Source organism: Membranihabitans maritimus (assembly GCF_021729145.1).
In the GTDB taxonomy this organism is placed as follows: domain Bacteria; phylum Bacteroidota; class Bacteroidia; order Chitinophagales; family Saprospiraceae; genus Membranihabitans; species Membranihabitans maritimus.
In genome coordinates, this window is record NZ_JAJSLW010000007.1 from 44773 (window position 1) to 66819 (window position 22047).

Below are 22047 nucleotides of genomic sequence, written 5' to 3' on the forward strand. Positions count from 1 at the left end.
AAATCCGTATACTATGAGTATTTCTACCTTCCTTTACCTGATTCGTTGGAAAAATATAATCCTCGTCTGGTTAATGCAAATTGTATTGTATTATTGTTATATCAAACCATTATGCAGTAATTCCCAGAGTACTTTTGCTCAAATAGTATTGTTACTTTTTACTACGGCTATTACACTGGGTGCAGGCAATATTGTCAATGATATTTACGACCGGCGAACGGATAATCTCAAACCCACTAAACTATCTATACTTGAAATCTTCCCCGATATTTCAAGTGCTTTCAATCTCTATAAAAATCTTTTGATTGCTACCGGTATTTTAATAATTGTAGGTTTATATGTGGGATGGTCATTGTACTTACCCCTTGCTGTAATCATAGTAACCCTATCATTATTTTTATACTCCGCCTATGTAAAAAACACCATTATTTATGGTAATCTTTTGGTCGCTTTGTTATGTGCAGCTTCTGTTTGGGTAGTCCCCCTCGCGATTAAAACATGTATGGTTCCCTTTGATTTTAGTAAAAAAGCGGGAATAATATTCTGGGGATATATTCTTAATGCTTTTCTGGTTAATTTCATCCGTGAAATAATTAAAGACCAGCAAGACTGGGAATATGATAAGCAGGCCGGATTAAAGACTACAGGATTCCTTCCTTTGAAAACCGTTCGTATACTCATCAATGGTATCGTCTTTATTTTAGCTATTTCTAATGCATACGGAATTTATCTACTTGCTGAATTTCTGGACCAACAAAATATTAATTTGGGAATTCTCATTCTTTTTACACCCCTCGTCCCCCTACTGGCAATCATAAATTCTACGGTAAAAAAACATACTTTTTCATTTTTATCCAAACTGATAAAAGTCTATATACTTTTGGGCCTTTTGCTATTGGTATTTTGGCAATAAACCTTATTATTTTAAATTATGCAATATACAATGCCTACCATATTTCTGGCGTCCGGTTCTCCCCGCAGACTGGAACTATTGAAAAATCTGGACTTAAATGTGCGACAAAAGAAACTACCTTTCACTGAAAAAATAAACCGGAGGCTATCCTCCAATAAAATTGCTGAGGAAATTTCTTATTACAAAGCGAAACAAGCTATAACTCATATAAAAAACGACGAAATCCTTTTAACTGCCGATACCATAGTGTGTAAAGGGAATGAAATCCTGGTTAAGCCTCGTAATCAAAATGAAGCATTTGAATTTCTCACAAAATTAAGTGACACCAGCCACTCTGTAATTACAGGTGTCACTATGGGTATACCAAATAAACTATCCACATTTTCAGCAGAGACAAAGGTTTACTTTGAACCATTGAGTAAACAGGAGATTCACTATTATGTAGAAAAATATAAACCGTTAGATAAAGCCGGCGCATATGGGATTCAGGAATGGATCGGATGGTCAAAAATTTTTAAAATCGAAGGTAGTTTTAGTAACGTGATGGGATTACCAACCCATATGATACACAACTATTTGGTGAATTGGCAAAAAAGCTAAATGTAAGATCAACTCATTTCCAAACTAATTTCTTTTTCACCAAAGCAAGACAATAATTAATTTTTTCTATTTTGGTACTTATTATTTATAAAAAACTATAACCTAAATGAGTCGACGTCGCTTTATCCAACAATCCGGTTTATATGCTGCTGGCATATCCGTTTTTCCCGAATCAATTTTAAAGGACCTTCTGAGAAGGAAAAATAGTATTTCACCAAATGACAAAATTCAGGTGGGTTTGATAGGCTGTAAAGGGATGGGGTTTTCTGATCTTTCATCCATGTTGAAAATACCGGAAATAGAATGCGTTGCCCTATGCGATATAGATAAAAATGTAATTGACAGCCGGATAAAGGACCTGACCGATAAGGGCTTAAAAAAACCAAAAACCTATGGGGATTATCGCAAGATGCTGGAAGACAAAGACATTGACGTTGTAATTATCGGGACTCCGGACCATTGGCATTGCCTTCAGCTAGCAGATACACTCGATGCAGGGAAAGATGTATACTGTGAAAAACCTATCGCCAATTCAATACAAGAATGCGATATTATGCTTACCAAAGCCGATAAATCAGACAGAATAGTACAGATTGGGCAATGGCAAAGAAGTCAAAAACACTTCAATGATGCAATAGAATATGTCAGGTCAGGAAAATTGGGAGATATACGTGTTTCCAAGGTTTGGTCATATCAGGGATGGATGAACTCCGTTCCCGTTGTGCCGGACTCTCCCGTTCCGCAAGGGGTCGATTATGATATGTGGCTCGGACCGGCTCCAAAACGTCCATTCAATAAAAACCGATTTCATTTTAATTTTCGATGGTTTTGGGATTACGCTGGCGGCTTAATGACAGACTGGGGCGTTCATCTGATGGACTATGGCATCTATGGAATGGATGTGGTCTATCCAGAAAGCGTAATGGCCGTGGGGGGCAAATACGGATATCCCGACAGTGCTGAAGAAACCCCTGATACGATGCAGGCCGTTTATGACTATGGGAATTTTTCCCTTATTTGGGAGCACGGCACCGGTATTAATTCCGGGAATTTCGGCATGAATCATGGAATTGGCTTTATTGGTAACAACGGTACCCTTGCCCTGAATAGAGGCGGGTGGAAAGTTATTCCGGAACAGGAGAACGGAAAAGATAAAATCGAAGCTATAGAATGGATGCCGTCAGTAGACAATGGCCTTGATTTGAATACCCAGAACTTTATCGATGTCGTAAAATCGCGAAATAAATCGGATTTAAATACACCTCTACAGGTAGGATATAATGCTGCAGTAGTGTGTCACTTGGGGAATATTGCCCTGAAAGCCGGTGAGAAAGTACATTGGGATCCGGGAAAAGGGAAGTTTGCAGAAAAGAATGCCAATAAATTTCTGGAGGCTGAATACCACAATAATTGGAAATTACCCAAAGTGTAAAAGTAATGATGGGAAGGAACTTTTTGTTGAACTTGCAGGAAAGATAATACGCCTTCCCCTTCCGGTAAACTTGTGATCAAGGATATGTGAGATCTATTTTGAGTGTTAAAATCTGACGTAATCCGTTATTGCTTTGCACAGAGTCCCAGCTGCATACTTCTTCCGCCAGTTTCATTTTTTCTAAAATTGAAAGTTATTTTTTACAATTGAATATTTCTCTACAACATTGAATGAGCATACGGTTAACACACTTATCGATAAAACCCCCTTATTCATCGTTAATTTGACATCATTTACGAAAAAATAATAATATAATTGAATTAATTTTTCCTACTTAGGGTTAAAATTACAGGTGGACAACTATATTCCATAATTAATTTTTCAATATGATAACTTTATCAATTAATGATTGGTGGTTAGCGTTAAACGGTACTGAGCAAATTTTTTGGGCAATGGCTCTTTTGTTTTCGGTAGTATTTGTATTGGTATTTATCGTCAGTTTATTGGGTTTTGACAGTGATTCGGATATTGACCTGGATGTGGATACCGATATTGACGGGAATATTGACTTTCCCGTATTTAGCGTCAAATCAATTACTGCTTTTTTTACCTTTTTTAGCTGGACCGGGGTTTTGTTGCTCGGTGAAGGGAAATCCCTTTGGCAACTTCTTCCCTACTCTATCATATCAGGGCTGGTTGCGATGTTCCTCGTAGTAGTCCTGGTAAAGCAGTTCAATAAAATGACGGAGATGGGAAATGCTGACCTGCTTGATCTCATCTTTGAAAAAGGCGATGTTTACCTCTCCATTCCGCCGGCTAAGCAAGGAAAAGGCAAAATACACATTACGCTCAACAAAAGTCTGAGAGAGCTCAATGCTGTTACGGAAGGCCCCACGATTCAAAGCGGTGAAAAGGTACGGATCATCGAAGTACTTAACGACAACAGCCTTCTTGTAGAAAAAATAGACACTATTAATTCATAATAAATCTCTAACAATGAACTTAGACGTCACTTTAATCATTATGGCAGGCCTTATTGGTCTGGTCATATTACTATTACTCTTATTTGTAACGCGCTATAAACGTTGTCCATCTGACAAAATACTTGTAATCTATGGAAAAACCGGTAGTGGATCTGCCAAGTGCGTAGCCGGGGGAGCTGCTTTTGTATGGCCGATAATACAAGACTATGCCTATCTGGACCTATCCCCTATTTCTATTGATGTAGATTTGAAAAATGCTTTGAGTAGGCAAAACATCCGGGTTAATGTTCCTTCCCGGTTTACAGTCGCTGTTTCCAATGATGAGGGTACCATGGTCAATGCCGCTGAAAGACTTTTGGGAAAATCAATAGGAGAAATTAGGGATATAGCCAAAGACATTATCTTTGGACAATTACGTCTAGTCGTAGCAACAATGGATATTGAAGAAATCAACTCCGACAGGGATAAATTTCTTTCCAACATAGCATCCAATGTTGGCAGTGAACTAAAGAAAATAGGACTGGTTCTCATAAATGTAAATATTACTGATATTGAAGACGAGTCAGGTTATATTGTAGCTCTTGGAAGAGAGGCAGCTGCTCATGCAGTGAACGAGGCCAAAGTAAGAGTAGCGGAAAGAGAGCGGGAAGGAGCCATAGGAGCTTCCATGGCTCAAAAAGAACAAAGGATAAAAGTTTCATCTTATGAAGCCGAAGCAGTTTCGGGTGAAGCGGATGCCAAAAGAATGGAAAGAATCAGAATTTCTGAAGCCGATGCCCTGGCCATAGAAGGGGAGAATAACGCTAAGATTAAAATTGCCGCCTCCGATGCCATACGCCGCGAAAGAGAGGCTGAAGCGTTGCGAAAAGCCACGGCTTCAGAAAAAATTCAAGCAGCCAAGGCGCTTGAAGAAGCCTACCTTGCAGAACAGGAAGCTGAGTTAGCCCGGGCAAACCGAGAACGTGCCAAGCAAGAAGCAGACGAAATCGTAGATGCAGAAATAGAAAAAAGGAAAATCGCTATTGCTGCTGAAGCTGAAGCAGAAAGACAAAGGCTAATAGCTAAAGGGGAAGCCGATGCTATTTTCATGAAAAAAGAGGCGGAAGCCCGCGGTATGCTGGAGATCCTCGAAAAACAGTCCGAAGGATTTGATAAAATAGTCAAAGCAGCAAATGGTAATACCAGGGATGCAGTCTTAATGGTCATTGCTGACAAACTGGAAGAATTAGTTAAAACGCAAGTCGAGGCTATCAAAAATATCAAAATTGATAAAGTAACCGTGTGGGAAGGAGGTAATGAAAACAGCCAGGGAAATGGTCAGAATTCAACTTCTAAATTTATCTCAGGATTGTATCGTTCCGTACCCCCTATGCATGATTTATTCGATATGGCGGGAATGAATTTACCGGAATATCTGGGCACAAAGAATAGTAGTGATGGAAATTCTTCAGGTGACAGCCAAGAACCTTCTGAGGAAGCTGTAAAAAATGGAACCGGGAAGGAATAAATTAATTCCACCACAACTGGTTATTTCAAAACAACTTACACCCTTTATAAACAACAAAATCCGGTAGCAATATTAATTGAATCGCTACCGGATTTTTTAATTCTTTACAAAATCAAAGTTATTGATCAATCCCAGGAGGCAATTTCATTGCGTTGGTCAGGTTTTATATACTGATCCATATATTTTTCGTCGTAAGATTTGTTGTGTTTTTTCAATACATCCTCCGGAACACCGTCCCACACATTGGGAGTATTCCCTACATATCCAATATCCTCTATACCCATTTTACTGGAGAAGAAACCAGTAGCTACCAAATTACGTATATGTGAGAAAAATTTCGTTCCCTGGGTAAATTCAGGTTTTACATCCTTTGGATAAGCAATATCATCAACAATATCAATGCGTTGTTGGTCAGACAAATCCTTAAAGACCTTATTAAATCTTTTATTACTCTCATGGTCTAACCACATCAAACCTCCCCTGACGGGAATTTGATGATATGGCATATCCTTTACAATAAACTCTATAAACTCGGGAACCCCCGCATCCGTAGCTGATCCTGATACATCGTCCGCGGGAATAATGATATCAGCTAATATAGCTATTGTAGCCATTTCGTGCTCATTGAAAAAGGTATCCGATAGTAATTTAACGTCATAGGCCTCTTCTTCCGGCGTCCGGCCATATCCATGCCCTTCTTTATCCAAATCAAAAGCACCTGTTTCTATAGTGGAAAAGCCTTCACCATTTTCCGTTCCTACTTTTGCATTTTTCATAGTAGACTCGTCAGGCCCACAGCTGGTAATAACAAATGAAGATGCTACCGATCCGGCCATTAGTGCTTTTATTGTCTCTCTCCGATCCATCTTTTTATTTTTTATATGTTGTTATTATATATTCATTTTTTTCAATTCATCCACCAGGTAGTCTGAGGCCCTCCAGGCCAAGGCCAAAATTGTCCAGGTCGGGTTCTTATCCGCCTGGGATACAAACGGACCTCCATCCATGACAAATAAATTCTTCACATCATGAGCCTGATTATACTTATTAACTACACTTGTATTTTTGTCATTTCCCATTCTTGTCGTTCCTACTTCGTGAATAATTTCACCCGGTGCTTTAAGACCGTAATTGGACTCCGGTCCAGGTTTTGGTCCCGTTGGAATTCCCCCCATATTATGAATGATCTCATCAAAAGTATCAGCCATGTGTTTGGCTTGATTTACTTCATCATCTGTCCATTTATAGTGGAATTTCAAAACCGGGATGCCATATTTATCAACCACGTCGGAGTCAATTTCACAATAGTTCGACCACTGTGGAACCGATTCACCCCTTCCGGCAAATCCTACTGTAGCCCCGTAGTACCGTCGAATGTCTTCTTTAAGGCCGGCTCCATATCCTCCGGCCTTTTTGGAAGAATCATCACTAGCCATGGTATTATAATTTTCGACACCAAATCCAAACCCATATGAAGGCATTCCCATACCGCCCCAGTATTCAATATGGTATCCTCGGGTAAAACCCATATCTTTCTTTTTGACTTCATCATTCAACCACCAGGGAGTATACATATGCATACCGCCAACGCCATCTTCATTATAACGCTTTCGATCCATTAAAGCAGGAACAATAGCGGATCTTCCAGCACCTGTAGAATCATGTATATAATGTCCTACATGATCACTTGAATTAGCTAATCCATTGGGATGACTGGCAGACTTAGAGTTCAACAAAATCCGGGCTGAACTAGCAGCACTTGCAGCCAATACCACCACTTTAGCTTTTACTTGATATTCTTGTAAATCCGTTTTATCTATGTAAGAGACTCCCGTAGCCAAACCATTGTTGTCTGTCAAAACCTCTCGAACCATAGCATTGACATACAAATCGACATTATTACTTTCCAGTGAGGGTTTTACGAGTACGGAAGAGGATGAAAAATCTCCATATACAGAACAAGATCGGTTACATTGACTACAAAAGAAACAAGCCCCCCTTTTATCATTAACTTTCTGGGTCAAAATAGAAAGTCGTGAGGGGATCATCGGGATTTTTGACTTCCCGGTCGCATCTTTTAGATACAATTCGTGCAGTCTCGGTTTCGGTGGTGGGAGGAAATATCCATCCGGTTCATTAAAGATCCCCTCCTTTGTACCAAATACACCAATTAATTTATCAACCCGATCGTAATACGGAGCAATATCATTATAACTAATGGGCCAATTATCACCTTTCCCGTCAAAATCCTTTCTCTTAAAATCCAATTCACCAAACCTCAAAGAAATTCTTCCCCAGTGGTTGGTCCGCCCTCCTAGCATACGGGATCTGAACCAATTGAATTTCGTTCCATCTTTTGTAGTGTAAGGTTCTCCTTCCAACTGCCATCCACCGTAAGCCATATCAAAATCTCCAAAATTACGGTATTTCGTTGAAGCACCTCTCCGCGGTGATTCATAGGACCATTTGAGTTGGGTCATTTGATCGGGATTAGCAGGATCAAAATCAGGCCCTGCCTCCAATAAGGCTATTTTAAGCCCTGCTTCCGATAAAATTTTCGCTGCCATTCCCCCGCCGGCACCCGAACCTACGATACACACATCGTACTTTTTACTTTGTTCTTTTATTTGAAAAGACATAAATTATTATTTTTAGTATTGTGGTTTTTCACAAAAAGAATCTAATATATTACTAATTTACTTGTTACAAAATAATTTTGATCGCTGAATTTTTTCTACTGATATTTATTTTTTGAACTTCCGTCATTTTAAGTTACCGGACGAATCAACCCTTCCTGGGCAATAGAACCAACCAGTTTTCCATTCCGGTCAAATAATTGTCCGGTAGCAAATCCACGGGCTGAAATAGCATTCGGACTAAGAACATCGTACAATATCCAGTCTCCAATATCAAAAGGCCGGTGAAACCACATGGCATGATCTATCGTCGCAATAATAGTATTGCTGAATGTTGCTCTTTCATGGGGCAAAATAGCCGTGGCCAATAGATTATAATCTGAGACATATGCTAATAAAGCCTCACATGTTTCCCGGTCAATATCATTTCCTTCCCGAAACCGTATCCAGATTTTACGTTCCGGATCGTGTTTCCCCGGTAGCATGGGATTAGATAAATCAACCGGCTTAAACTCAAACGGAAATTCTACCTCCAACAGTCTCTTGGCCGGTTTGGGCAACAAACCCAATAAATTCTTTTTTAGCTCGTCAAAACTCTTTAGTGTATCCGGTCTGGGAACCCCGGGCATTGTAGACTGGTGATCATACCCTTTTTCCTCCTTTTGGAACGATGCAGCCATTATAAAAATCGTCTTTCCTTTTTGCTCGGCTAATACACGTCTGGTACTAAAACTTCCCCCATCTCGTATATCATCTAACCGATAAATAATATCTTCAGAAGGATCACCAGGTAGAATAAAATACGAATGAAGGGAATGAATAAAGCGGCCTTCGGGAACCGTCTTATAAGCAGCTATAATGGATTGGGCCAAAACATGGCCTCCGAATATGGCTTTTGTTCCAATATCAAAATTCCTACCGCAGAACGCTCTCTCCCCTACCTTCTCTAGTTTTAGGGTCTTTATTAACTCCTTTCCAGACATTTCTTCTCAGGATTGTATATGGTGAACAATTAACAATTTACTCAATCAGGTCGAAAATTTATAAATTCTAAGATAAGTATTTTAACCCTGAGTCAACATTCAAAATAACAAATTTAAAATGATTTCAAATAACCATTATATCTTGTCCCTGAACAATACCTATTAGAATGGAGAATAACCACTATCTTGAATTCCGCGATTGTAAGGTATATCTATAAAGTCTAACGGCGCATTTTTCACACGAATATTAAACAAAAAAGTCTTACGGGTTGGTTGCCAACTAAACGATATCTCCCAACAGTGAAGATCCCTGCTAAATCCAAAATCAGGATACGTCAATTGTTTTCTTTCAAAATCATACCCAAAATTCCCTACACGAATTCCCCAGTTCTTGGTAAGATCTATATTTCCAGAAAGACGGATATTATTCGTTGACAGGCGAAAGATATCAATATCCCGTGTAGGATCCCAAACAAAACGGATTTCATGAGACACTCTGAAATTGTCAAATAAATTGGCATTTTGTTCTTTTTTACGGGACGAATTATCTTCCTGGTTATTACTTCCTGACAACAATTCCCGGATTCTGCCAATTGTCAAATTAGTGCTTAACGAAGCATTGAGGCCACCAAACCTCAATATTCCATTTCCTGTTTCATAATAATATTGGTCAATTGGATTCCCCCTTTCATTAGCTGCATAAGGACTGAACATTGCCCGCACCCTGAAATACGTTAAATTATTGAATAGAGAAGTATTCGCATTAAAGTTTATCGGACTAAAATGCAAGGAATCCGCATACGGATTAAAATTCCCACTAAAATCAAATGTCTTGAACAATGAAATTTTATTTTCCGTAGAATCTTTCTTATTAAAAAACTTTGCTTCCATAATGTTCCTCACACTATAAGATAGGCTCAAATTCCCCTGGCTTGTAGAAGGAGCGCCATAAATTCCGTTTTCATAATAAGAGTACCTTTCCACTTCGTATTCGGCCCTTTGATTAATCGTTCGTAAAGTATCCACATACCCCAGCTTTTGATAATCAGGGGTAAAAGAAACCGATACAGATGGTTTCATAACATGTCTAAATCCGCGAATTTTACCTTTCCAAAGTTTTGTCAAATACAAAGAAGTCTGCATGCTCAGGGAGGCACTGAAACCATGCACAGCATTAAAATCCTGTATAGTATCGGTAATTACTTCTCCATAACTCAGCGTATCCGCTACGATACTTTGCAATCCATCCACCGTAGTAATCGTATCATATTCTATCCGGGGGGTAGCATCGAACCTTTTCTGGACCCGGTCAAAATACCAGCGCTCATTGAAATTTATACTGGGTGTCACATTGATATAACGGAACAATTGATACGAAGAACTCAAAGCGCCCTGATGTTGGACACCATATCGATTGCTTTTCCACTTATCGGGTTGGAACACAGTAGTGTCCGTAGTCTGTACTTTATAATCAAACTGACTGCTATAGGTCAACAGGATTTTTTCGTACCATTTCTCATCCAGCCCTGTAGAATTTTTGCGCTTAAAAGGTTGGAGTGAACGCATTCTGATATCGAGCGAAGGCATATTCAAACTTACGGATCGGGTATTAGAGTTTTGAGAATGCGATACATTGGCCGATAAACTAAAAGGAGTTCCCGGTAACTCGTGCCGGTAACTAATATTCGAACTCGTATTATTATTCAACACGCGATCAGCTTGATTGTAATTGATTTTATCAAATCCACCAGTGGTAAAACTAACACTAGCTCCAAAATTTTGAAAAGGATGTGCGGACCGGTCCTGGGAATGATTCCACCGTAAAGAAAAAGATTTATTACTTCTCTTACCAATTTCACCATCAATGGCTTGTAATCGATTGGAAAAGCTCATCGAAAACCCTCCGTTAAATTTATATCTTTTGGTATATCTCGATTGCCCGTTCACCATCCAACTACCATTAAAGTAAATATCCCCTTTAACCGTCAGGTTCATATTATCGCTTACGGGAGTATAATACCCCAATCCACGTAATCCAAACCCCCAATTCTGAGAATACTCGTAGCTCGGAACTACTAGCCCTGCCTTGGCTTCAGGCACAATGGGATAAAATCCGAACGGCAAAACCAACGGCGTAGGGATACCCATTATTTCCAGGTTCGAAGGACCAATAATCAGTTCTTTATTTGGTACAATCTTTTGCTTATTGCTCCTGATACCAAAATGCGGGACGGGAGCATTACAAGTTGTAAACAGAGCCCCTTGATTGTAAATAGTCTGCAGTGTATCCTGTGGTTTTAGCTTCTCAATGAATTTAGTTTGAGTACCATGGATATAGAGATTATTCTGAAAGGTCACAGCATTGTACACCTTTCCCTTTTTTGTATTGAAATTATACCGCATAGCCCGGGCAGAAAATTCGTTGGTACCATCACTAAACAATGGGGTACCTGGTTCTTTACCCGGTAAAGTACCGTCGGGATTGACCGGTTCAGCGTTCCGCTCCCGGTTATTTTCAATTGGTTCTCCGGTGACGGGATCGATTTGTGTCTGTCCAATAATACCTTCTTCTTCAAATAGGTTTTCTTCCTCAACCTCTTCTTCCCGGTTCACAGTGTCGACTACGACCACAGTATCGTATACGGTATTACCTATCAGATGCTTCATACTATCGGGAAGGAGGCGGGCGGTAGCAATATTTTTATCAAGGTCTACTTCTATATAGTCCGCTTCCCGAATTGAATACTCTTCATATTCTACAAAAGCATTCCCATATAGATATACCAAGTTCTTTTTGCGGTCAAAAAAGGTCTTGAAATCAGCACCGTAATTCACACCCGTCGAGAAAGCATCTTCAGAAACTTTTACTTTTGAAAGAATATCCGGTGCTTTAATAGTATCCATTGTACCAGGGATAGTATCAGTAGCGTTTATAGAAGTAGTATCCTGGCTGAAAAGATATACCGCCTTAAATATTAAAAAAAATAGTACTATATATTTACTTGACTTCAAATCTAAATTGGCTTGATTTTTGCTACATATTAATAATAATACTAATTAGTTCAAAACATTAAACGAAACATCATGGTTACTACAAACGGTTACATCAGACTTAAAACGATTTTTTTCACCTTCTTGTCTTTATGCCTGTTCACAAATTTATCATTTTCTACTAATATGATTAATGGTGGTGATCCCATTGGTGATGCAAATAAAGTAAAAAAAATCGTACTGGATGCCGGGCACGGAGGAATTGACCCTGGAGCTATTGGAAAACGATCTAAAGAAAAAGACATTGCATTGTCATTGACTCTCAAATTAGGTAATTCAATCAGCCAGAACTTTCCTGAAATTGAAGTTATCTATACGAGAAAAACTGATGTTAAAATTGATTTACACGAACGAGCTCGAATAGCCAATAATGCAAATGCAGATTTATTTATTTCCCTACATTGTAATGCCGTAAACAGTTCAAGCCCTTATGGATCGGAAACGTATGTAATGGGTCTAGCTCGAAACCAATCAAATTTGGAAGTAGCAAAAAGGGAAAATGGTGTAATTCTCCTGGAAGAAAATTATAAGGAAAATTACAATGGTTTTGACCCCAACTCGGAAGCCTCTCATATAATCCTGAACATGTATCAGAATGCTTATCTTGATAATAGTCTCGCATTGGCGAATAGTTTTGAAACCAACTTAAGAACAAGAAATCAAAGAAAAAGCAGAGGAGTAAAACAGGCTGGATTCTTGGTTCTGAGAAATACATTTATGCCAAGTGTATTATTCGAAGCAGGATTTATTTCAAATCCAACCGAGGAAAAGTATTTACTATCCGAAAAAGGACAAAATGAAATAGTAGAAAGTTTAATCCTGGCTATTAAAGACTACAAAAAGAAGTTAGAAAAAAATCCGGAACTGCAAAAAACTTCAGCATCAATGGTCGAAAAGAAAGTTGAGGAAAAAGCACCTGAAATTGCCAAAACTTCTCACGCCACGGATTCTAAACCAGCGATTCAGGAAAAACAAATGCCCACTTCCCAAATTTCAACCAGCCAAGTAAAATCAGGACTAGAATTTTGCGTCCAATTAGCGGCAACACCAAAAAAAGAAAATATAAAATCGGGCCAATGGAAAAATATTAAAAATTTATCCATACGTTTTGAAAACAATATGTATAAATATCAAGTTACAGCTATCGAAAGCTATAATGAAGCTTCAGATATTAAAAAACAAATGAGAGCCAGGGGGTTTAACGGGGCATTTATTGTTGCATACAGCAATGGAGATCGAGTAAATATCTCAGAAGCAGTGAGCATGTCCCATTAAATTATATATTTGTGCTCATAATATAACCTTGAAAACCTAACCGGTAGATGAGTAAAGAAATTAAAATTGGTATATTGACAATCGTAGGTCTCGGATTGTTGATTTGGGGGTACAATTTTTTGAAAGGAGAAAATATATTTAAAAGCCAAACTACGTATTACGTTAAATACGATAATATCCAAAACCTTGAGGTTTCTTCCCCTGTCTATATAAATGGATATCAGGTAGGCAATGTTCAAACTATCGAAATTGACCCTGCGAACCTACAAAATATCATAGTTGGACTGGAAGTAGACCCCAAGGTAAAGCTCCCCCAAAACACGGTGGCTCAATTGTACTCTGATGGAGTTATGGGCGATATGGCTATCCGTCTGGAATACACTGGGGTATGTGATGCTGATTGTATCACCAACGGTAGTTTTTTGAAAGCAGAAAAACTGAGCTTTATTAATTCTTTCTTCAGGCCGAATGAGTTGGATGAATACATGATTGCTCTCAAGCAAGGTGTAGGTGGTGTTCTCGATACGGTAAATAATTTAATGTCCTCTGAAGAGTACAAAGATTCTGAATTGGGTAAAGTAACCATGAATATTAAAAATACCATTTCGAATCTGGAGAGTGCTACCAATCATCTCAACACCATGATAATGATGAATTCAAAGGCAATGAATCAAATGATATCCAACCTCAATGAAATAACCGGTGGAATCGCTACCAATCAGGAAAGTCTCAATAAGACTATCCAAAACATAGAATCCATTACTTCCCAGGTAGCTGGATCGGCACTGGACAGTACCATTTCATCAACCAATAAAACCATTGCTAATTTAGGTGAAACAAGCGAACAGATTACTCTTTCTCTCTCCCGTTTTGACCAAACTACAGAAAAATTAAACAGTATACTGGATAATATAAAAGAAGGGAATGGGACTATGGGACGCCTCATTAAAAACGATTCTCTTTACTCAGAATTAAATTCTACCATGAGAAACCTGGATTTGTTGCTCCAGGACTTCCGACTCAATCCCAAAAGATATGTCAATGTCAGTGTATTTGGGAAAAAACAAAAAGAGTACACCCTTCCTGAAGATGATCCGGCTAGTCAACAGGGTAGCAGTGATAGGAATTAATATTTTAATAACAATCACTTAACAAGCTAATAATTTGCCTTTTACATATTTGTACTTATATACAAGTATTCAAATATATGTATAAAAGGAAACCCGAAATCGTTGTACTTTCAGATATCCATCTCGGAACATACGGATGTCATGCACGTGAACTTCAAAATTACCTGGAAAGTATTGAACCAGAAACTTTAATACTCAATGGTGACATTATTGACTTTTGGTCACTGAAAAAAAGTACCTTTCCGCAATCACACATTAGGATATTAGACACTCTTATTCAAATGGCATATGAAGGGACAAAAATTTACTATATAACCGGGAACCACGATGATGTACTTCGACAATTGTCAAGCTTTTCGATGGGGAACATTAACCTCCGGGACAAATTAATCCTAAATGTAGATCAAAAAAAGTATTGGATTTTCCATGGAGATGTATTTGACACTTCCATTACCATAACACCACTTCTTGCTAAAATTGGAGGAATAAGCTATGATTGGCTAATCAAATTCAATAGATTGGTTAATAAATGGCGCCTTAAAATGGGAAAAGGGCGTATTTCCCTATCAAAATCTGTAAAATCCGGAGTGAAAAGAGCCATTACATTTATCAATGATTTTGAAAAAATCATTATCAGCAAGGCCATACAGCAAGGATATCATTATGTCATCTGCGGGCACATCCATCACCCTGTTATCAAAAACATTTCTACCTCCAAAGGAAAAACCATTTATATGAATGCAGGTGACTGGGTAGAAAATTTAACATCCCTGGAATACTTCGATGGTGAATGGACTATTTATGAATACGACGACCTTGATTTTCAAATTAAAAATCCAAAACTGGATATAAAATCTCATAAGTCTATTCTTAGAAATAACAAACCTTCAGAAATAAAAAATATAATCAATCTATAAGATCATCTTTTCAACCATTTCCATATATAATCGGTGAGACTATCTTACATGAAGGTAGTCTCATTTTTTTATTTGGCAAATTCTGATGTGGGCTTCCATTCAGGTGTTACTGCTCCCGAAGCAATCTTCCAACCAATATTATAGTACAATTGCGCATCCAATACTATTCCCCCAAAATCCATAGAATCAGAATACTCATCAGAAGGTTGATGGTATCGACCGGATGTATAGGAGTCCATCTTCTCTTTTGCATAATCTACCCCCTTATCCCTGTGTTCATAAGCTCCTTTTGCATAGAAAGCCGGGATACCGACTTTTGCAAAGTTAAAATGATCACTCCTGAAAAAATATCCTTTTTCTGGTTCCTGGTCCGGTATCACATAACGATTTTGACCTTTCGCTTCCTCTTCAGCAATTTCATCAAATGTAGCATGTCCATAACCTATCATTGTAATATCTTTCATGGGACCAATGGGTTCCAGTGCATCCAGATTGAGATTTGCCACGGTAGAAGAAGGTGGATACAGAGGGTTTTCCGCATAATATTGCGAGCCTAACAATCCTTGTTCCTCTGCGGTCACAAATAAAAATATTATTGATCTTTGTGGAGTAAAATTATTTTTCTGGTAAGTCCTTGCAATTTCCATTAATGTCGCAGTCCCCGTTGCATTATCTACCGCACCATTGTAAATACTGTCTCCATCTACTGGAGTACTGATCCCAAAATGATCCCAGTGAGCTGAATAAATGATATTTTCCCGGTCAGACGTCCCTGGAATTTTAGCAACCACATTTCTGCTCTCATTATATTTCATTGTATTTTTAACAGCCACTGATGCCTGAGCTTCCAGGGCAATGGGTTGGAACCCAGGTTTTGCTGCCGATTTAAAAACTTCTGAAAAATTTAAGCCCGAATATTCAAATAATTCCCGAGCAGCATCAAAAGACAACCATCCCTGAACCGCACATTTATCAGCTCCTTTATTTTCCGACTGCAATCCCTGTTGAGAGCCAGCCCATGAATTTCTCACGACAAACCAGGGATATCCGGCCATATTAGTTTCGTGAACGATAAATACTCCCGCTGCTCCCTGCCGTGCAGCTTCTTCGTACTTGTAAGTCCATCGTCCGTAATACGTCATGGTATTACCTTTGAAAAAAGCAGAATCATTACTACTCAACCCCGGATCATTAACCAAAACTATTATGGTTTTCCCCTCCAGGTCCAATCCTTCAAAATCATTCCAATTATATTCAGGTGCATTAATACCATAACCACAAAATACCAAGTCACTGTTTTCAAGCCCCACTTCATTCACCTCTCGCTGAGAATATGCTACAAAATCGTTACCGAGTTGCAAATCCATATCCCCTTTCTTGGTTTGGATATTCATTTTTTGATCGGGCTCTCCGGTAATATCGACTAGTGGTACATCCTGGGTAAAACTATTACCATTTCCTGGACTCAGTCCAAATTCCTTCATTTTATTAACCAGGTAGTTAACTGTAATCTCTTCCCCTTCTGTAAAAGGCATCCTTCCCATAAACTCATCAGAAGACAACATTTTGGTATACTGTCGCAAAGAATCTTCAGAAATATGTCCACTGGGTGCATCAGGTTCATGAGAAGTAGAACACGAACTGAGTATAATCCCCGATAAGACCAAAACAATATATATTCTCATAGTCAAAGCTTACATTCTAAAAACATATCGCAAAAGATGAAATTACAATAAATTAATATAAATACCCCATAATAGTATTCCGGACTTACTTTCATGTACACCTCTCCTCTAAATACCACCTTATCATTATTGAGTAATTATTATTTCATGTGTATTTTTGCACTGAATTTTTAAATGTGCTAAATGAATTTTGATAATCAGGATACAATTGTGGCAATAGCCACACCTCAAGGAGAAGGCGCACTTGGGATCATTAGACTAAGTGGAAGAGAGGCAATTTCAATTGCTAACAAAATTTTTAAAAATAAAAATCTTCAAAATGTAAATTCACATACCTTACACTACGGGTGTTTTACAGACCTTTCGGGAGAAATTATTGATGAAGGGGTGGTTAGTGTATTTAGGGCACCAAACTCTTATACCGGGGAGGAAGTCATAGAATTAAGTTGTCATGGTTCTTCCTACATTCTGCAAAAAGTGCTGGAAGTATGTATCCAATACGGTGCAAGAATGGCGAAGGCCGGGGAGTTTACGCTTAGGGCCTTTCTCAACGGTAAAATGGATCTTACCCAGGCAGAGGCCGTTGCAGATTTAATTGCATCCGAATCAAAAGGCGCACACGATTTAGCTATCAAGCAAATGCGTGGTGGATTCTCCCAGGAAATTGCAAGACTTAGGGAACAATTAATTCATTTTGCCAGTTTGATTGAACTGGAATTGGATTTTTCCGAAGAGGATGTAGAATTTGCTGACCGGGATGATCTCAAAGATCTCATCCGCAAAATATTGGTGTTTATCCGGGGATTAAAAGAGTCTTTTCAACTGGGGAATGTTATGAAAAACGGGATTGCCACGGCAATAGTAGGTAGACCCAATGCCGGTAAATCTACTTTGTTAAATGCTATTCTCAAGGAAGATAGGGCAATTGTCAGTGATATAGAAGGCACTACCCGTGATACCATCGAGTCCTATATTAATATTGACCGGGTGAGGTTCCGTCTCATCGATACAGCCGGAATTAGAGATGCCAGGGATGTAATTGAAAAAATTGGAGTAGAACGAACTATGAAAGAGCTGACAAGCTCAGCACTCATTATTTACATGTTTGATATCAATAAACTTTCACCTGAAGAAGTCTGGGAAGATCTCAAAAAATTTGACTTAATAGATAAGAATATTATCGTCGTGGCGAATAAAATGGATACAAATCCATATGCAAAACCGTCAGCCTATTATTCTCCACAAATTGACACGGACAATTTTGTAACACTGTCTGCCATTAACGAAATGAATATTCCCCATCTAAAGGACACGATGGTCCGTAAGGCAGTAAAATCATCTTCTTTGGAATCCGATGTCATCGTATCTAATTCCCGTCATTTTGAAGCTTTAGTCACTGCCGAACACCATCTTAGCCAGGCGCTTAGCAATTTACAATCCGGTATTACCGGAGATTTTGTAGCTATGGATATCCGGCATACATTGATTGCCCTAGGTGAAATCACTGGAGAAGTGTCTACAGATGACTTATTAGATCGGATTTTCAGGGATTTCTGTATCGGAAAGTAACTTATCATCAAAAAAGTAAAATCATGCCTCATAGAAATGCGTAAAATGAATTTTCAAAATGAAATCACATGGACTTTAATGCTATAACCAATACGCCCACTACATCAATTAACCACCTTCGTGGAATATTGCAATTACAACAAAAGAATCTAGCCCAAAATATAACTCCCCAAGAAAAAGAAGAACAAGGCTTTGTTACTGTAGTACATACGATCGAACAACTGAAAAAATTTGTTCAGCATGCCCCACAGTTTGTTGCTATCCATCAACGGGAAGTGGTGGGTTATATATTATCCATGACCAGCAACTCCAAAAAAGATATTCCGGTACTCGTTTCAATGTTCGAAACATTAGAAAAAATACAATATGAAGAAATTATTTTAGCCAAATATCGATACATTGTATGCGGTCAGGCATGTGTTGCAAAATACTACCGTGGCCAAGGACTGTTGAAAAGACTATATTATTGCATGCGGGATGAATGGAAAGGACTATATGATCTTTGTATTACCGAAATTGAGGCTGGTAATGTCCGTTCATTAAAGGCGCATAAAAATCTGGGATTTAAAAGAATTCACACCTATACCGACGATAAAAATACCTGGCATATCGTAGTATGGGATTGGCGAAATACTTAATCCCCATATTACATACTTTGGTCCAGTACTTCCTTTACTTTTTCTGCCGTAAATGGCATATGCCGCAATGGCTTCCCTGTCAATTTCAAAAATGCATTCGCAATTGCACCTCCTACAATCGGGGTACTCGCCTCCCCAACCCCTGCCGGTTCTTCAGCCGAAGGCATGATAAAACATTCTATACTCTCTGGTGCCTCCGAAATTCGCAGTAAGCGGTAGTCATGAAAATTGGATTGTTGTACCTGCCCACTTTTAAAGGTTATACTTTCATGCAAAACATTACTCAATCCAAAATTTATTCCTCCTTCCAATTGGGCAATTGCATTATTTGGTTGTACCACCAGGCCGGCATCCATAACAACCCAAAACCTGTGTACTTTGATCCGCCCTGTCGATGAATCAAGGGATATTTCACCTACTGCAGCAGTCAACGCTCCACTCCTTTCTGCAAAAGCTATTCCTTTGGCGCGGCCATTACTAGAATTATTTCCCCAATCAGCCATTTCAGCAACTTTGTCCAAAACAGCCAATTCTCTTGGACTTTTATGCATTAGTTTTCTTCTTAACAAATAAGGATCCTCTTTTTGGGCGTAGGCAATTTCATCCAAAAAAGACTCAATTGCAAATTTATTAGGACCATGTCCTACTGATCTCCAATGCTTTGTACGAACTCCGTGGTCAATACTCCGGACCTCAATTAGCTGAGTGGGAATATCATAATAAGAAATTTCAGCACCTGAAGCCAAAAGCCCTCCACCGGTTCCGGCAATAATATGCTTCCAACCCATGATATTTCCATTACCTCCTATTGCCGCTTCCATTCGTTGTAAACTAATCGGCCGAAAAGCACCATATCCCACATCATCTTCGCGCGTCCAGATAAATTTTAGTGGTTTACGAATGTGATTAGCTAAAATGGTGGCTTCTTCCACATAATCAGACATTGACCTTCTTCCAAAACCGCCGCCCAAATAACATACGTGGTAATTTACATCGTAAAAGTCTATACCCAATACATTCGCAATTGTCCGTCGTGCATTATCAGGGGATTGAGACCCCACCCATGCCTCAGCTCTTTTCCCATCCGGAGATACGGATATTACAGCATTTAATGGTTCCATCTGCGCATGATAGGCAAAATCGTTCTTGTACTCACAAACCATCGCCTCAGTTGCTGTTTCAAATGCCCGGAGGACATTACCTTTACTTGAAATCGAACGTCCTTTTTGATCTGATTTTGCTAAACGTTCATATTCCTGGTAAGCAAGGATACTATCATAATCAGACGATTCAGCATCAGACCAACTTATGTCCAACCGGGCCTTTGCTTTTAATGCAGTTTCAGTAGAATCGGCTACCACTCCCACCCCATAATCCATTACCAATACATCGACTACTCCGTGACCTTTTAAAACTTCTTCCTTATTATTCAGCACCGGACGTCCTTTGTTTACAGGTGCACGTTGCATTACCCCATATAACATTTCAGGTAAAAAGATATCCATTGCATATTGGGCTTCACCCGTTACTTTCCCCGGGATATCATACCTGGGAATATCCTTACCAATTAAAGTAAAATCCTCGTTGTCCTTAAGTGGAACTTTAATATTATCGAGATTTGTAGGTAAAGCGATTTTACCAGACAATTCACCAAATGTTATGGTCTTTCCTGAATCGGAATGGATGGCTTTAGACATTTCTGTACTTACCCGACCTGTAGGAACCCCCCATATTCTTGAAGCACTATATCTCAATACATAGTTAGCACGGGCTCCAGCCTCTCTCAAGGCATTAAAATACCCCCGGACGGTACGCGATCCAACCGTCATCATAGGTCCTCCCAATTGACCACCCCATTGAAGACCGTAATTTTCGGGATCTACCGGACTGGATTCAATAATAACATCTTTCCAATCCACATTCATTTCTTCAGCTATTAACACTGCACATGCTGTCATTGAACCCTGCCCCATTTCAGCAGATGGATTGTATATCCTTACACGTCCATCCGGAGCCAAATGCACCCAAATAGATAATTCTTTACCCTTTTTCTGATCATTATTTTTGTCCCCAATATTGGGGACAACTACACCAGTAGCCAATATAAAAGTAAAACCTGCAGCCCTGCCCAAAAAAGATCTTCGTGAAATACGACTATTTGAATTTGGATTATTCATCTTCCATTATTTTTGAAGCTGTTTGAATGGCCGTGACAATTCGGGTATACGCACCGCACCTGCACAATACACCGTCCATATGACTACAAATTTCCTCTCGGCTTGGGTTTTTATTTACTTCTAGTAATGCGGCAGCCTGCATAATTTGCCCGGATTGGCAATAACCGCATTGCGGCACTTGTTCTTCAATCCAGGCTTTTTGAACCGGGTGTAATTCTCCATTACTCAACCCCTCAATAGTTAGAACCTCTTTATCCTTTAATGATGAAACCGGGACTACACATGATCTTACCGGATTACCATCGAGATGGACTGTGCAAGCACCACATTGGGCTAACCCACAACTATATTTCGTCCCCGTTAATTTTAATTGGTCGCGCAGAAGCCACAAAAGTTTTGAATCTGCATCGGCGTCCACTTCAATATGCCTTCCATTTAAAATAAAAGTAGTTCTCATAACCAGATTGAATTAAATCCATTAGAAATACGATTGCAATTAAATATAATAAAACAGAATGACACTATCACCCTAAATTATTAAAAATCAGATA

The 22047-nt window shown here is 38.9% G+C and carries 17 protein-coding genes; 10 read left to right on the forward strand and 7 right to left on the reverse strand.

Annotation, left to right across the window (positions count from 1 at the left end; translation table 11 throughout):
• Positions 1-13: 13 nt before the first annotated feature.
• From LVD47_RS09740 to LVD47_RS09760, 5 genes are all read left to right on the forward strand, one after another.
• Positions 14-913: a UbiA family prenyltransferase gene (locus LVD47_RS09740; protein ID WP_236975595.1), complete on the forward strand. Its 900-nt coding sequence runs from the start codon at positions 14-16 to the stop codon at positions 911-913.
• An 18-nt stretch (positions 914-931) separates the two neighbouring features.
• Entirely contained in the window at positions 932-1513 is a 582-nt protein-coding gene (locus LVD47_RS09745; RefSeq protein ID WP_236975596.1) for a Maf family nucleotide pyrophosphatase, read from the forward strand.
• A gap of 106 nt (positions 1514-1619) precedes the next feature.
• The gene (locus tag LVD47_RS09750) at positions 1620-2945 is read left to right on the forward strand and encodes a Gfo/Idh/MocA family protein (protein ID WP_236975597.1); all 1326 of its coding nucleotides are present in this window, start codon (positions 1620-1622) and stop codon (positions 2943-2945) included.
• 386 nt (positions 2946-3331) lie between these two features.
• Positions 3332-3928 (forward strand): hypothetical protein, encoded by a 597-nt coding sequence (locus tag LVD47_RS09755; protein WP_236975598.1) that lies wholly within the window; start codon positions 3332-3334, stop codon positions 3926-3928.
• A gap of 13 nt (positions 3929-3941) precedes the next feature.
• Positions 3942-5435: a flotillin family protein gene (locus LVD47_RS09760; RefSeq protein WP_236975600.1), complete on the forward strand. Its 1494-nt coding sequence runs from the start codon at positions 3942-3944 to the stop codon at positions 5433-5435.
• 125 nt (positions 5436-5560) lie between these two features.
• Here LVD47_RS09760 and LVD47_RS09765 read toward each other — a convergent pair whose 3' ends face one another.
• The 4 genes from LVD47_RS09765 to LVD47_RS09780 form a co-directional block, all read right to left on the reverse strand.
• Positions 5561-6301 carry a gluconate 2-dehydrogenase subunit 3 family protein gene (locus tag LVD47_RS09765; RefSeq protein WP_236975602.1) on the reverse strand — a complete coding sequence of 247 codons (741 nt, stop codon included), beginning with the start codon at positions 6299-6301 and terminating at the stop codon, positions 5561-5563.
• Positions 6302-6325: 24 nt separating this feature from the next.
• Positions 6326-8074, reverse strand: a complete 1749-nt coding sequence (locus LVD47_RS09770) for a GMC oxidoreductase (RefSeq protein WP_236975604.1) — start codon at positions 8072-8074, stop codon at positions 6326-6328.
• A gap of 128 nt (positions 8075-8202) precedes the next feature.
• Entirely contained in the window at positions 8203-9054 is an 852-nt protein-coding gene (locus LVD47_RS09775) for an acyl-CoA thioesterase (RefSeq protein WP_236975606.1), read from the reverse strand.
• Between the two features lie 162 nt (positions 9055-9216).
• A complete protein-coding gene (locus LVD47_RS09780) occupies positions 9217-11958 on the reverse strand; it encodes a putative LPS assembly protein LptD (RefSeq protein WP_236975607.1) in 2742 nt (913 codons plus the stop codon).
• A gap of 180 nt (positions 11959-12138) precedes the next feature.
• Here LVD47_RS09780 and LVD47_RS09785 point away from each other — a divergent pair, with 180 nt between their 5' ends.
• The 3 genes from LVD47_RS09785 (at position 12139) to LVD47_RS09795 (ending at position 15427) form a co-directional block, all read left to right on the forward strand.
• On the forward strand, positions 12139-13380 hold the full coding sequence (locus LVD47_RS09785; protein WP_236975608.1) for an N-acetylmuramoyl-L-alanine amidase: 1242 nt from the start codon (positions 12139-12141) through the stop codon (positions 13378-13380).
• Between the two features lie 47 nt (positions 13381-13427).
• The gene (locus tag LVD47_RS09790; RefSeq protein ID WP_236975609.1) at positions 13428-14510 is read left to right on the forward strand and encodes an MlaD family protein; all 1083 of its coding nucleotides are present in this window, start codon (positions 13428-13430) and stop codon (positions 14508-14510) included.
• 77 nt (positions 14511-14587) lie between these two features.
• The gene (locus tag LVD47_RS09795) at positions 14588-15427 is read left to right on the forward strand and encodes a UDP-2,3-diacylglucosamine diphosphatase (protein WP_236975610.1); all 840 of its coding nucleotides are present in this window, start codon (positions 14588-14590) and stop codon (positions 15425-15427) included.
• A gap of 68 nt (positions 15428-15495) precedes the next feature.
• On the opposite strand, the gene LVD47_RS09800 is transcribed toward LVD47_RS09795, so the two are convergent.
• Positions 15496-17112, reverse strand: coding sequence for a M28 family metallopeptidase (locus LVD47_RS09800; protein ID WP_236975611.1), 1617 nt, complete (start codon positions 17110-17112; stop codon positions 15496-15498).
• A gap of 183 nt (positions 17113-17295) precedes the next feature.
• Here LVD47_RS09800 and mnmE point away from each other — a divergent pair, with 183 nt between their 5' ends.
• Both mnmE and LVD47_RS09810 read left to right on the forward strand, forming a co-directional pair.
• The gene (mnmE, locus tag LVD47_RS09805) at positions 17296-18681 is read left to right on the forward strand and encodes a tRNA uridine-5-carboxymethylaminomethyl(34) synthesis GTPase MnmE (protein ID WP_236975612.1); all 1386 of its coding nucleotides are present in this window, start codon (positions 17296-17298) and stop codon (positions 18679-18681) included.
• Positions 18682-18749: 68 nt separating this feature from the next.
• Positions 18750-19319 (forward strand): GNAT family N-acetyltransferase, encoded by a 570-nt coding sequence (locus tag LVD47_RS09810; RefSeq protein WP_236975613.1) that lies wholly within the window; start codon positions 18750-18752, stop codon positions 19317-19319.
• Between the two features lie 8 nt (positions 19320-19327).
• Here the strand turns inward: LVD47_RS09810 and LVD47_RS09815 are convergent, their stop codons facing one another.
• Together LVD47_RS09815 and LVD47_RS09820 are read right to left on the reverse strand one after the other, a co-directional pair.
• Positions 19328-21496, reverse strand: coding sequence for a xanthine dehydrogenase family protein molybdopterin-binding subunit (locus tag LVD47_RS09815; RefSeq protein WP_236975614.1), 2169 nt, complete (start codon positions 21494-21496; stop codon positions 19328-19330).
• The gene (locus LVD47_RS09820) at positions 21489-21953 is read right to left on the reverse strand and encodes a (2Fe-2S)-binding protein (RefSeq protein ID WP_236975616.1); all 465 of its coding nucleotides are present in this window, start codon (positions 21951-21953) and stop codon (positions 21489-21491) included. Before LVD47_RS09820 ends, LVD47_RS09815 begins: the two co-directional genes overlap by 8 nt.
• Positions 21954-22047 lie beyond the last annotated feature (94 nt).